The following is a 14,817-nucleotide window of genomic DNA, read 5'->3' as shown; positions in this document are numbered from 1 at the left end:
AGGCAGGAGTTTACGGCCGCGCGGCGTCGTCGCCCGGCACCCCCCGGGCCGCCCGCCCGGCGCGTCTCCACGGCCTGGTCAGCGCCGCGTCGAGCGCCGCCACGGCCAGCACCACCAGGCTGATCCGCAGGTAGATCGCCTCCTGGATGCCGAACCGGCTGTACTCCCCGGCGGACAGCATGAGACTGGCGAGCACACTGACCAGGCTCACCACCACACCGAGCACGCCGGCCAGGACGAGCCACGGCCGCCGGCGGACCGCGCCGGTGAGCACGCACGCCAGCACCATCGCCCCGACGGCGCCGGCGAGCACTGGCAGCACCAGGCCCCGGCGCGGGTACCAGACCTTCTCGACCGCTTCCGGCAGCATCGACACCGGGCGGCCGTACGTGTGCAACTCGGTGCTGCCCAGCGCCATCGGCAGGATCCGGCCGACCATGATCTCGCGGTAGTGATCCGGCTCGGCCACCGCGTACCGGAAACCGATGGCCATCTCGTGCTCCTCTGCCCACCGCTGCAGTTCGGGGCAGTTCGCGTACGCCTCGGAGAACTTGCGGACGTTCCACCGCCGGACCAGGCTCGGGTCCTCGATCGCCACGCACCGCGGCATGCCGAGCTCACGGTGGTAGACCTGGCGCATCTCCGGGTCGCGCTGCACCTCGACCATCAGCCGGTAGAGGAACGTCTCGTCGGTCTGCGAACGGCCCGAGGCGCTCCACCTGGCGAACGTCTCGTCGGTGGGGCCGAGCAGCGCCGCGTTCCAGCCCAGCCCGGCGACGATCGCGACCAGCGCCACCACCGCCGCCCAGCGGTGCGGACGGCTGCGCCACGCCAGCACCGCCAGCACCGCCGGCACCAGCGCGATGAACAGCAGCATGTCCTGGCGGACGAACATCCACCACACGGTGACCACTACCGTGGCGGCGAGCAGCGGCCACGACCGCCGGCGCACCCAGAGCACCAGCAGGCCGAACGCGAGCAGGCCGAGGCTGATGGACAGCGACTCGGCGGTCAGCGTGTGGTCCCACACGTAGACCGCCCGGGTCAGCGCCAGCACGAACAGCGCGACCCCGGCGCAGACCCGGGCGGTCGTGCCGCGCAGCAGCGTCCACAGCGCCAGCACGAGCACCACCCACGCCGCGGTGCTGATCAGGGCCTGCGCCCACGCGCGGGCGGAATCGGTGCCGGCGAGCGTGTAGAGCAGCGGGGTGCCCCACAGGCGCGGCGCGTGCCCGGTGAAGGAGAGCGTCGCGGTCGGGTTCGGCCCGTCGAGCAGCCCGGCGTACGACCGGGTGTCGAAGGTGCGGAACGCCTCGGCCCGCGCGGCGATGCTCAGCCGGGCGGCGACGAACGCGACGACCAGGCCCGCGAGCACGAGCTGCGCGGGGCGCGGCCGGGAACGCGACCGCCGAGCAGCGGACGGCTCAGCCGGCTCCTGCGGGCGCTCTTGAACGACCGACGACTCGACCATGACGGGATTTCCTCGCGCTCGTGCCGGCCTTGTCGGCGTCCAGAAGCGGAATGCCCCGATGTTAGCCTGGATCGCCCGCGTGGGGGTTCCCCTCACCGGCCGGCTCAGCCGGTTCCGCGGGGCGCCCACGGACGCCGCCCCGGTCGGACGGACAGTCAATCGGAGGGATCACCCACATGAAGGTCGTCAGCATCGTTGGCGCCCGGCCCCAGCTGGTCAAACTCGCACCGATCGCCGCGGCGTTCGCCGCCACGGAGCACGAGCACGTCATCGTGCACACCGGGCAGCACTACGACGCCGACCTCTCCAACGTCTTCTTCTCCGGGCTCGGCATCCCCGACCCGGACGTGCACCTGGGTATCGGCTCCGGCAGCCACGGCGTGCAGACCGGCAAGACGCTGGCCGCCCTGGACCCGGTGCTCGCGGCCGAACGACCCGACTGGGTGCTGGTGTACGGCGACACCAACTCCACGCTCGCCGGGGCGCTGTCCGCGGTGAAGATGCACCTGCCGGTGGCCCACCTGGAGGCGGGGCTGCGCTCGTTCAACCGCCGGATGCCGGAGGAGCACAACCGGGTCCTCACCGACCACTGCGCCGACCTGCTGCTGGCGCCCACCGAGGAGGCGGTGCGCCACCTGTCGGCCGAGGGCCTGGCCGCGCGTTCGGTGCTGGTCGGCGACGTGATGGTCGACGTGTGCCTGCGCGTACGCGACGCGGTGCTGGCCGGTGACCAGCCCCGCCCCGAGCTGCCGGCGGGCATCGACCCGGACGCGCCGTACCTGCTGGCCACGCTGCACCGGGCGGAGAACACCGACGACCCGGCGCGGCTGGCCGCGCTGGTGGGCGCGCTCGCCGAGCTGCCGGTGCCGGTCGCCCTGCTGGCGCACCCGCGCCTGCTGGCCCGGGCCGAGGAGCACGGCATCAAGCTCGGTGGCGGCGCGCTGCACGTGGGCCGGCCGCTGCCGTACGGCGGCATGGTGGCCGCGGTGCTCGGCTCCGTCGGGGTGGTGACCGACTCGGGCGGCCTGCAGAAGGAGGCCTACCTGCTGGACCGGCCCTGCACCACGCTGCGCCCGGAGACGGAGTGGGTGGAGACGCTCGCCGACGACTGGAACCGGCTGGTGCCGGACCCGTCGGCGCTGGGCTCCGCCGGCTGGGTGCAGACCGCCACCCGGGCCCGGCCGGCCGCCGCGCGGGGCAACCCGTACGGTGACGGCCGCGCGGCCGAGAACGTGGTCCGGGTGCTCGCCGAGCACGTCCGCTGAACCGGGTCGGCCCGCCGGGCGCCGTCGCGATCGACGGTGCCCGGCGGGCCGTTTCCGATGGTGCCGCGGACGGCGTCAGGCCGCCGCGGTGAGCTGTGCCAACGGGGGCGGGTCGAGCGAGGTGGTGGCGACCACCTTCGGGAAGCGGCGGGCCAGCCGCCAGCCGAGCGTGATGGACAGCGCGTCGGAGGCCACGATCAGGTCGACCGGGTCGTGCTCCAGGTCCAGTTCGGACAGCCGCTTGTCGGCCAGCCGGGACAGCACCAGCGGGCGCACGTTCGAGTACGCCTTCATGAACACCCGCTTGTGGAACGCCCGGCTCAGGCGCTCCTGCCGCCGGCTGAGCCCGCTCGCCGGGCCGCCGCCGGTCAGCCGGCTCAGCCCGCGGGCCACTCGCCGGGGCCCGCTGGTGACCACGATCCGCTCGGTGCGCAGCAGCGGGTGCCGCTTCTCGGCGGCGCCGAGGGTGAACAGCCGCACGTTGGGCCGGCCGGCCAGGTCCGCCCAGTTCGTGTCGCTGAGGACCACCACGTCCAGCCGGGCGCCCTCGTCGAGGAGCCGCTCGGCCAGCGCCACGACCTTCTCGTGCGGTTTGTGGTTGAACGCCAGCAGCAGCGCCCGCGGCGTTCGGGCCGCGCCCACAGTGGGCGGCTGGTTCCCGGCTGCGTCGTCGAACGTCACGATGCGATCCTTCCCGCCTCGATCTTGCGCCTGACCATCGAGCGCAGCCTGGCCTCCAGCGGTGCCGTGACCGCCTGCCGGGTGAACGTGTCGGCGTGCGCGCGCGCCTCGGCACGCTGCTTCGCCGACATGTCCCGGGCCGCCTTGCCGGCGGCGATCATCGACTCGGCGATGTCGTGCACGTCGAGGCTCTCCGGGTTGAACCAGAGGGGGTAGCCGGCCAGCACGTCCTGCGCGGCGATGCCGGGCGCGTGCACCGAGACGATCGGGCTGCCGCTCGCCATGTACTCGAAGATCTTCCCGGAGGTGACGTACCGCGCGCCGCCGGCCAGGAAGACCAGCACGTCGCTCTCCTGGTAGACCCGGCCGACCTCGGTCTTGGAGACCGGGCCCCGGTAGTGGATGCCGTACTCGGGCAGCGCGTGCCCCTGCTCGCCCTCGACCAGCCCGAGCCGCGCGATGAGGTCGGTCTTGCCCTGCTTGAAGTAACCGAGGTGACCGTGGATGTTCAGCTCCGCGTCGGCCAGGTCGGGATGCCGCCGGGCGATCTGGAACGCCTCGGCCAGCTGCTCCACCGGCTGGGTGCTGTTCATCGTGCCGAGGAAGCCGAAGCGCAGCGGACGGTCGCGGTCCGACTCGGACGGCGGCGCGGGCGCGTCGAGCTGGGTCAGCAGGTCCGGGTCCCAGCCGTTGGGGACCACCATCATCCGGTCCGCGGCGTTCGGGTAGCGGTCGGCGTACCAGGACAGCAGCGGCTGGTTGACGAAGATCGAGGCGGAGGCGTCGCGCAGGATCCGGCGCTCCCAGCGCCAGGCGGGGTGTCCCGGCTCGTACCCCGGCTCCTCGGTGAACATGTTGAGCGTCCAGGCGTCGCGGTAGTCGACGGCGAACGGCACGCCGGTGGCCTTGTGGATCATCCAGGCGGCGGCGAACGAGGCGAACGGGTTACCGGTGGCGAGCACCACGTCGAAGCGCCGCCGGGCGTGCATCCGCAGCGCCTTGCGCACCGACGCCAGCGCCCAGGACAGGTAGTGCTCGGGGAAGAACTTCTTCAACCCGAAGTTGTAGAGGTTGCGGGCCAGGATCGGCGACATGCCCCGGAACCGGCCGTAGGCGTGCAGGTCACGTTCCCAGGCGAAGTGGCTGATGTTCGGCCGCTCCACCTGGATCGACGGGTGCACGGTCTCGGCCAGCTGCTCGTCGACCGAGCCGATCACGCGGTGCAGGAACGACAGCGGCGACGCGAAGGCGGTCACATCCCAGCCGTGCTCGGCGAGGTAGTTCGCGGTGGCCCGGGCCCGGTACACGCCGCTGGCCCGCGACGGCGGAAAGTAGAAGGACAGGTACAGGATGCGCGGTCGGCGCGTCGGGCGCGTCATGGATTGTCCCCCTGGGCGGAATCCGGGTCGGGTCGGTTCTGGCCATCGGTCGCCACTCCAGAGTAGTCGTAGCTGAAGCAGACCCTCGGGCTCGCGTGACCGGGTCGGCGCTCCAGCAGGCGCACGGCGTACGGCATCGCCACCGGATCGGTGACGACGAGCACATCCACCGCGGGGCGCGCGCAGGCGCGGGCGAGAAGCCGGTCACGCTGGTCGCCGCGCATCCGCACGAACGCCCGGTGTGCCGGGTCGGCGAGGCGCCGCTGGAACGCCCGCTCGGCCCGCTTCGACACCTTCCGCAGCGGACCGCGGCCGATGGTCCGCAGCAGCTTGCGGGGCGCCTTGTACAGCGCCGCCTGCTCGACCCGGTCGGCCGGCAGCCGACGTTGCAGGGCGGCCAGGTCGATCACCCGCACGCCGGTGGCGAACGTCTCACGACTCCAGGGGCCCATCCGGTCGACCACCACGGTGGCGGCGCCCCCGTCGGCGATCACCTGGCGGGACTCCTCCACGACGGCGCGCCGCCGGACCGACCCGACGGACAGGAAAAGGACGTGCATCTCACTCCATCAGCTGCGGCGCCCGGCGTCAGCCCGCCGGGTCGGCCTCGTCGGAGAACCACAGGCGGCGGTGCGTCTCGGCGACGGCGGCGTAGCCGTACCGGTCGGCGAGCGCCTTACGGGCGTGGGCCGGTTCGAGGTCGTCGGGGAACCGGGACCGCAGCCGCCGGTATCCGGCGACGATCGTCTCCGGGTCGTCTGTCACGTCGATCATCTGACCGGCGGCGTCCTCGATGCCGGCCAGCGTCCGCTCCGGACCGCCGCACCGGGTGACCAGGACGGGCAACCCGGCCGCGATCGCCTCGATGACCGCCACCCCGAAGGTCTCGCGGCGGCTCGGGTGCACCAGCAGGTCGTGCTCCCGCATCAGCTCCAGCGCCCGCTCGGGCGGAACCGCCCCGGTGAACGTGACAGCGTCTGCCACCCCGAGCTCGGCCGCCCGTGCGGTCAGGCTCGCCAGCAGCGCGCCCTCCCCCACCAGCGTCAGCGTCAGGGCCGGGTCGTCCTGCCGGCACCGCGCGAACGCCTCCAGCAGCAGCGGTACGCCCTTGAGCTCGGAGAGCGCGCCGACGAACAGCCACCGGCGCAGCGCGGTGATCGGCGTGGGACGGGGCCGGTCGAAGGAGATCGGGTTGGCGATCGCCCCGATCCGGTCCGCGTGGTGCGGGAACGCCTCGACCAGCGGGGCACGGACGCCCTCGCCGACGGCGAGGAAACCGGCGCACCGGTCGAGCACCTCGTCGTACATCTCCCGGCCGCGGGCGGTCTCGAGCACCTTGTCCAGGAAGCTGGCGTGCTCGGTCACGTAGACCCGGGTGTCCGGGCCGGCGTTGCGGATGGCCGCCCAGCCGCTGGGCAGCCCGACGTGGGCGTGCACGACCGGGGCGGTGAGCGGACGGCCGCCGAGGGCCGCGCGCAGCGCCTCGTCGTGCCGGTCGGCGATCTCCGCGTGCCCCAGCCCGCGGGGCACCGGCACCGGCACGTAGACCAGGTCGGCGCCGCCGACGGTCGGGGTGCGGTGCCGCGCGTGGCCGAGCAGGACGCGGTGGGCGTCGCGGACCCGGCGCTCAGCCGCCGGATCGAGGGCGGCCACCCAGGCGTCGCAGTGATAGACGGTCATCCGGTCGGAAACCGGTGCGGTCGCGTCGACCATCGCCTGGACGAACGAGCCGCGGAAGGGCAGTTCGCGGGTCGGGAACCAGGGCGTGATGACGACGACGTCCCGTGCAGAAGTTGCCGGCACCCGAACCTTCCTCGCCGCAAGTAGGGACCGCGCCACGTTAACATGCACGAACCGCGCTCGCCGACCACGCGGGTCGGCGTTGCGGCGCCCGCCTCCGCGATCGGAAGGACCCAGCCCAGATGGGCAGCAAGCTCGCAACCGGCGTGCTCCGTCGCGTCACCGCCCCCCGGGTGGTGCGTCACCGCGCGGCGGCCCGTCTGATCCACGGCCTGGCGGCCGCGCCGCTGCTGCCGGCCGGCGCGCGGTCGTCGCTGGCCCGCCGCCTGCGCGCCGGAATGGTCCGGGCCGGCTGGCCGGCGGCGGAGTCCCGGGCCGCGCTGGCCGCGGTGGCCGCCGGCGTGGGCCCGGCCGCCCGCGCCGACCTGCTCGCGCAGGAGGCCGCCGACGAGATCGCCGAGGGACGCACCCCGGCCCACCTGACGGCCGCCGTCGAGGCCGACCTGGCCGAGGCGGACCGGGCGTACGCCCGGGGTGACGGCGAGGCGGCGGCCCGGCGGCTGCACCGGGTGCTGCACACCCAGTTCCACCGGGTGATCCACTTCGACCAGCTCGACTCGCCGCTGGTGGACGATCCGGCGGCGTTCCTCGCGCCGCTGCACGGCAGCGCCGTGGGTCAGGCGCTGCTGACGCCGCGCGGCCGCCGGCAGCCGGCCGCGCCGCCGCCGACGGACCGGCCGCAACGGGTGCTGCTGCTGCTCAACGGAAGCGCCCACTTCGTGCAGGCGATCCGGGAGCGGTACGCCGCACACCCCGGTGTGGAGCTGCGCTACGTGCGGCTGGACGACGACCCGGTGGCCGGGCCGCTGATCCGGGCGTCCAGGCGCATGACCGCCGAGGCGCTGCTGCGCGACACCGAGTACGGCAGGCAGGTCGAGGCCTGGCTGCGCCCGCACCTGGACTGGGCCGACACGGTGTTCGTCGACTGGGCAGTGGCGACCGCTGTCATGGTCGGCCTGGTCGATCCCGGCGACACCCGGGTGGTGGTCCGGCTGCACAGCTACGAGGCGTTCGGCAGGTGGCCGAACCTGATCGACTTCAGCCGGGTGGACGACGTCGTCTTCGTCTCCGAGCACCTGCGTGACTTCACGCTCCGGGTGGCGCCCGGGCTCACCGGCGCGCACGCGCCGCGTACCCATGTGTTGTGCAACGCGATGGACCTGGCGCCGTTCGCGCGGCCGAAGGACCCCGCGGCGCGGTTCACGCTCGGCCTGGTGGGCACCAGCGCGGTCGCCAAGGACCCGCGGTGGGCGGTCGAGGTGCTGCGGCTGCTGCGCGCCACCGACGAGCGGTACCGCCTGCTGCTGGTCGGCGGTGGGATCGACACCGGGCTCAGCCGGGCGGCACGCGACTACGCGGCCGAGCTGGAGGCGGAGCTGGCCGAGCTGGCGCCCTCCGGCGCGGTGACCCGGCTGGGCCACACCGACGACGTGCCGGGGGTGCTGACCGGCGTCGGCGTGGTGCTCAGCAGCTCGGTGCGGGAGAGCTTCCACTGTGCCGTGGTGGAGGGCGCCGCCAGCGGCGCGGTGCCGGTGGTGCGGGACTGGCCGTTCTTCGCCGGCGGGGAACACGGCGCGCGTACCGTCTTCCCGGCCGACTGGGTGGTCGGGACGCCGGCCGAGGCCGCCGCCCGCGTCCGTGCGGTCACCGCGGACGAGCAGGTCTGGCGGGCCGCCGGCGAGGCCGCGGCCAAGCACGCCGCGGCCACCTGGGACTGGTCGGTGAACGCACAGTCCTTCGACAGTCTGCTGGGGATCGACACTGTGTGACCGGGTCCGGCCGGGCGTCGGTGACGCCCGGCCGGAGCCGGTGTCAGGCCGGGGTCGGCTGCAGGCCACGCCCGTCACGGTCGGCGGCGGCCGGGCCGACGGCCACGGTACGGCCGTCCGAGGCGGACTCCAGCAGGGCGGCGGCGACCTGGACGGTACGCAGGCCCTGCCGCAGGGTGACGATGTCGCTCTGCTTGCCCTCCACCGCGTCGCGGAACCGCTCGTGCTCGACCAGCAGCGGCTCCCGCTTCGGGATGGCGTAGCGGACCATGTCGCCCTCGGCCACGCCACGGAACGCGCGCAGCGCCTCCCACTCGGTGTCGATGGCGGCGTTGGCGTAGAACGTGAGGTCGGCGGTGAGCGTGTCGGCCACGAAGCAGCCCTTGTCGCCGGTGACGACAGTGGACCGCTCCTTGAGCGGGCTCAGCCAGTTGACCAGATGGTTGACCATCGTGCCGTCGGCGAGCTGACCGACGACAGCGACCATGTCCTCGTGCAGCCGGCCGCTGCGCGAAACCGTGCGGGCGGAGACCGAGGTGTACTCCTGGCCGGTCACCCAGGCGGTGAGGTCGATGTCGTGGGTGGCCAGGTCCATCACCACGCCGACGTCGGCGATGCGGTGCGGGAACGGGCCCTGGCGCCGGGTGACGACCTGGAACACCTCGCCCAGCTCACCGGCCTCCAGGCGGGTGCGCAGGCTCTGCAGCGCCGGGTTGTAGCGCTCGATGTGGCCGACGCCGGCGACCAGGCCGGCGGTCTCGAACGCCTCGACCAGCCGGGTTGCCGCATCGACGGACTGCGCGAGGGGCTTCTCGATCAGCGCGCAGACGCCGTTGGCGGCGAGCTCCATGCCGATCGGCTCGTGCAGTGCCGTCGGGCAGGCCACCACCGCGTAGTCGACGCCGAGGGCGAGCAGGTCGCTCAGCTCGGGTACGACGGGCGCGCGCAGCGTCCCGGTGACGTCGCCGGCCGGGTCGACCACGCCGACCAGCTCGACGCCGTCGAGGTTGGACAGCACCCGGGCGTGGTTGCGCCCCATGGCGCCGAGGCCGATCAGACCGGCCCGCAGCTTGCGTCCGCTCACTGGGCTCTCCTTCGCGCTCACCGGGCACCGCCGGCCAGGTTCGCGCCCTCGGCGATCCGCTCCAGCTCGGCCTGGCTCAGCGACGGGTGCACCGGCAGCGAGACCACCTCGGCGGCGGCCCGCTCGGTCTCCGGCAGGTCCCACGGGCCGGGCGTGCCGGCCTCGGTGAGGTACGGCTTGAGCCGGTGGATCGGGGTCGGGTAGTAGACCGCGTTGCCGATGCCCAGCTCGGTGAGGCGGGCCTGGGCGGCGTCCCGGTCGCCCCGCACCCGCACCGTGTACTGGTGGTAGACGTGCTTGGCGCCGTCGGCGACCGGCGGGGTGACCATGCCGGTGATCGCCGAGTCGAGGTACTTGGCGTTGGCGCGGCGCTGCTCGGTCCACTCGCCGAGCTGGGTGAGCTGCACCCGGCCGATGGCGGCGGCCACGTCCGTCATGCGCATGTTGGCGCCGACGATCTCGTTGGCGTACCGCTGCTCCATGCCCTGGTTGCGCAGCAGCCGCAGGATGCGTGCCAGCTCCGCGTCGGCGGTGGTGATCATGCCGCCCTCAAGGGAGTGCATGTTCTTCGTCGGGTAGAAGCTGAAGCAGCCGGCGGTGCCGAAGGCGCCGACCGGGGTGCCGTTCAGCTCGGCGCCGTGCGCCTGCGCGGCGTCCTCGACCACGGCGAGGCCGTGCTGCTGCGCGATCGCCATGATCCGGTCCATCGCTGCGGGGTGACCGTAGAGGTGCACCGGCATGATGGCGACGGTCTTCGGCGTGATCGCGGCGGCGACCGCCTCCGGGTCGACGCAGAAGCTGCCCGGCTCGATGTCCACGAAGACCGGCTCGGCGCCGACCAGCCGGACCGCGTTGCCGCTGGCGGCGAAGGAGAACGACGGGACGATGATCTCGTCGCCCGGGCCGAAGCCGAGCGCCATCAGCGTGAGCTGCAGCGCGGAGGTGCCGGAGTTGACGGCGACGCAGTGCCGGCCGGCGACCAGGTCACCGAACTCCTCCTCGAACGCGGCGACCTCGGGGCCCTGCACGACCCGGCCGCTCCGCAGCACCCGGACGGCCGCCTCGATCTCGGCTTCGCCGATGATCGGCCGTGCGGGGGGAATGAACTCTGGATGCGGCCCGGCCATGGGGCTTCCTCCTGTCGACGCGTGATTCATGGGAGACATTTCGGGGGATGGTACCGCTCTGTCAGGAAAACAGCCGGGTTGCACTGATTGTCCGACTGGATGTGACCTTCTGTTCATGATCGACGACGACCCTCCGGGGACGACCCGGGTCAGACTTCCACCTCGTCGCGCACAGGCCCCACGCATGCTACCCGCAGGGCGGCGACTATCGCGGCCGCCATCCGGGGCACCTCGGCGGGCTCAAGCGGGGCCCGGGAGATCGCCATCCGCCAGTAGACCGGCCCCACGATGAGATCGACGGCGGCGCGCCGGTCGGTGTCCGGGGACAGCTCGCCGCGCTCGACCGCCCGGCCGATCAGGATCCGGCCCACCGCCTGCTGGTAGTCGTCCAGGGCGGCCTGCAGCTTCTCCGCGATCTGCGGGTTGCGGGCCGCCTCGGCCAGCAGGTCCGGGATGATCTGCGCGGCCAGCCGGTGACGCAGCGCACGCGCCATCACGTGCAGCAGGATCTCCAGGTCACCGAGCAGGCTGCCGGTGTCCAGCAGCGGGATGTTGCGGCCCGCCACGGCGGAGACCATGTCCAGCACCAGGTCGAGCTTGGACCGCCAGCGGCGGTAGATCGCGGTCTTGCTCACACCGGCCCGGCGGGCCACCGCCTCGATGGAGAGGCGACCGTAGCCGACCTCGGCCAACTCCTGCATCACGGCGGCACGGATGGCGCTGGTGATCTCCCCGCGCAGCACCGCCGCGCCGGCCGGGGCACGCCTCTTCTCGGTCGTCACGTGGAACAATGTAGCGCAACGACGGTACGGTTGCGTCCCGACGTTCGGTGGACTACCTTCCATGCAGCAGCGAGGCGGCTCCTCCCCGCCGGGCCACGCTGGATCTGTTCACCGCACTGCTCCCCATCAGCACGAAAGATCGGAGCGCCTGATCATGGCCAACACCGCGGTGGCCGACCCCGAATCCGGACTCACCCGGGCCCAACTGGCCCGGCGGTACGGGTTGCGGGTGGCCGGGGAACGACCGCCCCTGGGCGAGTATGCCCGCCGTCTGTGGGCGTACCGGCACTTCATGACCGCGTACTCGCGGGCGAAGGTCGCCTCCTCGCTGAGCAACACACAGCTCGGGCAGCTCTGGCAGGTGCTGACACCGCTCACCAACGCGGCGGTCTACTTCCTGATCTTCGGCGTGATCCTGTCGCAGAGCCGGAACGTGCCGAACTTCATCGCGTACCTGTGCACCGGCGTGTTCATCTTCATGTTCACCCAGACCGCCGTGTCGAACGGCACCAGCGCGATCACCGGCAACCTGGGCCTGATCCGGGCGCTCCAGTTCCCCCGGGCCGCGCTGCCGATCACCGTCACCCTGGTGCAGCTCCAGCAGCTGCTCATGTCGATGGTGGTGCTGGCCGCCATCGTGCTGTTCACCGGCGAGCCGGTGACCTGGCGCTGGATCCTGCTCGCCCCGACGCTGCTGCTCCAGTCGATCTTCAACGTCGGCCTCACCATGATCATGGCGCGGATCGGCTCCAAGGTCACCGACCTGAAGCAGATCATGCCGTTCGTGATGCGCACCTGGCTGTACGCCTCCGGCGTGCTCTACCCGGTGGCGCTGTTCCGCCAGCACCTGCCGCACTGGGCCGCGAGCCTCCTGGAGTGGAACCCGCCACTGGTCTTCATCGAGCTGGCCCGCTTCTCGCTGCTCGACTCGCACCAGGCCAACCTGGTCAGCTCGCCGCCGAAGCTCTGGGCGCTGGGCCTGTTCTGGGCGGTCGTCATGGGCATCGGCGGGTTCCTCTACTTCTGGCGCGGAGAGAAGGAGTACGGCCGTGGCTGAGCAGACCCTGCCGCTGAACGCCGGCCCGGTGACCGACTCGGGTCGCATCCCCACCGTCGTGGTGGACGACGTGCACGTGATCTACCGGATCCACAAGGGAGCCAGCGGCGGCACCACACCGGTCTCCGCGCTCAAGCGGATCGTCTCGCGCACCAAGGCGCCGAACATCCGCGAGGTGCACGCGGTCAAGGGCGTGAGCTTCACCGCGTACCAGGGCGAGGCGATCGGCCTGATCGGCAGCAACGGCTCCGGCAAGTCGACGCTGCTGCGGGCCATCGCCGGGCTGCTCCCGCCGGCCCGCGGCGCGGTCTACACCAAGGGCCAGCCGTCCCTGCTGGGCGTCAACGCCGCGCTGCTCAACGACCTGTCCGGCGAGCGCAACGTGGTGCTCGGCTGCCTCGCCATGGGCATGCACCCGGACGAGGTCAAGCGCCTCGCCCCGGAGATCATCGAGTTCTCCGGCATCAACGAGCGCGGCGACTTCGCCTCGCTGCCGATGCGCACCTACTCCTCCGGCATGGGCGCCCGGCTGCGCTTCGCCATCGCCGCCGCGAAGAAGCACGACGTGCTGCTCATCGACGAGGCGCTCGCCACCGGTGACCGCAAGTTCCGGTCCCGCAGCGAGCAGCGGGTCCGCGAGCTGCGGGAGAGCGCCGGCACCGTGTTCCTGGTGAGCCACTCGATCGGCTCGATCCGGGACACCTGTGAGCGGACCATCTGGCTAGAGAGCGGCGTCCTGAAGATGGACGGCCCCACCAAGGAGGTCTGCGACGCGTACGAGGGCCAGAAGTAGCCCGCCGGAGCGCACCGGTCCCGGGATCGCCCGGATCGGTGCGCTCCGGCGTCCGCGTTAAGGTTTTCGGACCCATCCCCTTTCACCCAGAGTGAGGTACGGCAATGACGCAGGACCACACCACCGCACCGGACGCCGCGCCGGCGAGCCCGGCACCCTGGCGCCCCGCGCGTACGGTGGCCGTGATCCTCGCCGGGGGGACCGGCACGCGCCTCGGGCTGGGCATCCCGAAGCAGCTCCTCAAGATCGCCGGTAAGCCGATCATCGAGCACACCCTCGCCGTCTTCGAGGGCGCGCCCGAGATCGACGAGATCATCGTGCTGATGGCCACCGGCCACGTCGACGACGCGCGGCGCATCGTCGCCGACGCAGGCTTTCGCAAGGTCACCAAGGTGATCGAGGGCGGCGAGACCCGCAACGACACCACCCGGATCGCGCTCGACGCGGTCGGCGAGGGCGACGTCAACATCCTCTTCCACGACGCGGTGCGCCCGCTGGTCAGCGCCCGGATCGTGCGCGAGTGCGTCAACGCGCTCTGGACGTACTCGGCCGTCGACGTGGCCATCCCGTCCGCCGACACGATCATCCAGGTCGACGCGGACGAGTGCATCACCGACATCCCGGTCCGCTCCCGGCTACGCCGCGGCCAGACCCCGCAGGCGTTCCGCTCCGGCACCATCCGCGAGGCGTACCGCCGCGCCGAGGGCGACCCCGACTTCGCCGCCACCGACGACTGCGGCGTGGTGCTGCGCTACCTGCCCGGCACGCCGATCAAGGTGATCGACGGCTCGGACGAGAACATCAAGGTCACCCACCCGGTCGACGTGCACCTGGCCGACAAGCTGTTCCAGCTCGCCGCCGCGCAGGCGCCCCGCCTGACCGACCGCCGCAGCTACGCCGAGGAGCTGACCGGCCGGACCATCGTGGTCTTCGGCGGCAGCTACGGCATCGGCCACGACCTCGCCGAGCTGGCCCGCTCCTACGGCGCCCAGGTCTTCCCGTTCAGCCGCTCCACCACCGGCACCCACGTCGAGCGCGCCGAGGACGTGACCGCCGCCCTGAAGACCGCGTTCGAGGCCACCGGCCGGATCGACCACGTGGTGGTCACCGCCGGCATCCTGGAGAAGGGCGCGCTCGCCGAGATGGACTCCGAGACGATGGACCGTCTCCTGCACGTCAACTTCGTCGGCCCGGTCACCATCGCCCGCCAGTCGCTGCCGTACCTGCAGCAGACCAAGGGTCAGCTGCTGCTCTACACGTCCAGCTCGTACACCCGGGGCCGGGCCCGCTACGCGCTCTACTCCGCCACCAAGGCCGCGCTGGTCAACCTCACCCAGGCGCTCGCCGACGAGTGGGCCGAGTTCGGCGTACGGGTCAACTGCGTCAACCCGGAGCGCACCGCCACCCCGATGCGGACGCGGGCGTTCGGCGAGGAGCCGGAGCACACGCTGCTCTCCTCCGAGGCGGTCGCGCAGGCGTCCCTGGACGTGCTGATCTCCGAACTGACCGGTCAGGTGGTCGACGTGCGCCGGGCCCCCGCCGAGCAGGCCGCCGCCGTACCGGCGCAGCCCGGCGCCGACCGGTCCGAGCTGTCCACCGGCGCCTGAGA

13 protein-coding genes are annotated in these 14,817 nt (G+C 72.6%); 5 read left to right on the top strand and 8 right to left on the bottom strand.

The features are described from left to right. Window positions 1-10 precede the first annotated feature (10 nt). Entirely contained in the window at window positions 11-1,471 is a 1,461-nt protein-coding gene (locus MicB006_RS25745) for a hypothetical protein (protein WP_152037890.1), read from the bottom strand. A gap of 176 nt (window positions 1,472-1,647) precedes the next feature. On the opposite strand from MicB006_RS25745, the gene wecB reads away from it, so the two are divergent. Then, window positions 1,648-2,736, top strand: a complete 1,089-nt coding sequence (gene wecB / locus MicB006_RS25740) for a non-hydrolyzing UDP-N-acetylglucosamine 2-epimerase (RefSeq protein WP_116509576.1) — start codon at window positions 1,648-1,650, stop codon at window positions 2,734-2,736. A 75-nt stretch (window positions 2,737-2,811) separates the two neighbouring features. Here wecB and MicB006_RS25735 read toward each other — a convergent pair whose 3' ends face one another. From MicB006_RS25735 to MicB006_RS25720, 4 genes are read right to left on the bottom strand one after another with little or no spacing between them, the layout of a single operon-like run. Then, complete coding sequence (locus MicB006_RS25735; RefSeq protein WP_116509574.1) at window positions 2,812-3,417, bottom strand: hypothetical protein; 606 nt, start codon at window positions 3,415-3,417, stop codon at window positions 2,812-2,814. After that, the gene (locus MicB006_RS25730; protein WP_073827473.1) at window positions 3,414-4,796 is read right to left on the bottom strand and encodes a glycosyltransferase; all 1,383 of its coding nucleotides are present in this window, start codon (window positions 4,794-4,796) and stop codon (window positions 3,414-3,416) included. Before MicB006_RS25730 ends, MicB006_RS25735 begins: the two co-directional genes overlap by 4 nt. Beyond that, complete coding sequence (locus tag MicB006_RS25725; RefSeq protein WP_116509572.1) at window positions 4,793-5,356, bottom strand: hypothetical protein; 564 nt, start codon at window positions 5,354-5,356, stop codon at window positions 4,793-4,795. Before MicB006_RS25725 ends, MicB006_RS25730 begins: the two co-directional genes overlap by 4 nt. A gap of 28 nt (window positions 5,357-5,384) precedes the next feature. Beyond that, on the bottom strand, window positions 5,385-6,599 hold the full coding sequence (locus MicB006_RS25720; protein WP_225980503.1) for a glycosyltransferase: 1,215 nt from the start codon (window positions 6,597-6,599) through the stop codon (window positions 5,385-5,387). A 119-nt stretch (window positions 6,600-6,718) separates the two neighbouring features. Between MicB006_RS25720 and MicB006_RS25715 the strand changes: the two genes are divergently transcribed. Next, entirely contained in the window at window positions 6,719-8,365 is a 1,647-nt protein-coding gene (locus MicB006_RS25715; RefSeq protein WP_116509570.1) for a glycosyltransferase, read from the top strand. Between the two features lie 43 nt (window positions 8,366-8,408). Here the strand turns inward: MicB006_RS25715 and MicB006_RS25710 are convergent, their stop codons facing one another. From MicB006_RS25710 to MicB006_RS25700, 3 genes are all read right to left on the bottom strand, one after another. Continuing rightward, a complete protein-coding gene (locus tag MicB006_RS25710; protein WP_116509568.1) occupies window positions 8,409-9,449 on the bottom strand; it encodes a Gfo/Idh/MocA family protein in 1,041 nt (346 codons plus the stop codon). A 17-nt stretch (window positions 9,450-9,466) separates the two neighbouring features. Beyond that, complete coding sequence (locus MicB006_RS25705; protein ID WP_116509567.1) at window positions 9,467-10,576, bottom strand: DegT/DnrJ/EryC1/StrS aminotransferase family protein; 1,110 nt, start codon at window positions 10,574-10,576, stop codon at window positions 9,467-9,469. Between the two features lie 149 nt (window positions 10,577-10,725). After that, on the bottom strand, window positions 10,726-11,358 hold the full coding sequence (locus tag MicB006_RS25700; RefSeq protein WP_018784870.1) for a TetR/AcrR family transcriptional regulator: 633 nt from the start codon (window positions 11,356-11,358) through the stop codon (window positions 10,726-10,728). A gap of 154 nt (window positions 11,359-11,512) precedes the next feature. On the opposite strand from MicB006_RS25700, the gene MicB006_RS25695 reads away from it, so the two are divergent. From MicB006_RS25695 to MicB006_RS25685, 3 genes are all read left to right on the top strand, one after another. After that, window positions 11,513-12,415: an ABC transporter permease gene (locus MicB006_RS25695; RefSeq protein WP_073827468.1), complete on the top strand. Its 903-nt coding sequence runs from the start codon at window positions 11,513-11,515 to the stop codon at window positions 12,413-12,415. Next, the gene (locus MicB006_RS25690) at window positions 12,408-13,208 is read left to right on the top strand and encodes an ABC transporter ATP-binding protein (RefSeq protein WP_073827467.1); all 801 of its coding nucleotides are present in this window, start codon (window positions 12,408-12,410) and stop codon (window positions 13,206-13,208) included. The genes MicB006_RS25695 and MicB006_RS25690 overlap by 8 nt, the downstream gene beginning before the upstream one ends. A 104-nt stretch (window positions 13,209-13,312) precedes the next feature. Then, entirely contained in the window at window positions 13,313-14,815 is a 1,503-nt protein-coding gene (locus tag MicB006_RS25685) for a bifunctional cytidylyltransferase/SDR family oxidoreductase (protein WP_116509565.1), read from the top strand. The last annotated feature ends 2 nt before the right edge of the window (window positions 14,816-14,817 follow it).

The sequence above is a fragment of the Micromonospora sp. B006 genome, assembly GCF_003408515.1.
GTDB classification, from domain to species: Bacteria; Actinomycetota; Actinomycetes; order Mycobacteriales; family Micromonosporaceae; genus Micromonospora; species Micromonospora echinospora_A.
The sequence above is the reverse complement of the archived record's forward strand: the minus strand, read 5'-3'. Positions and strand labels throughout refer to the sequence as shown.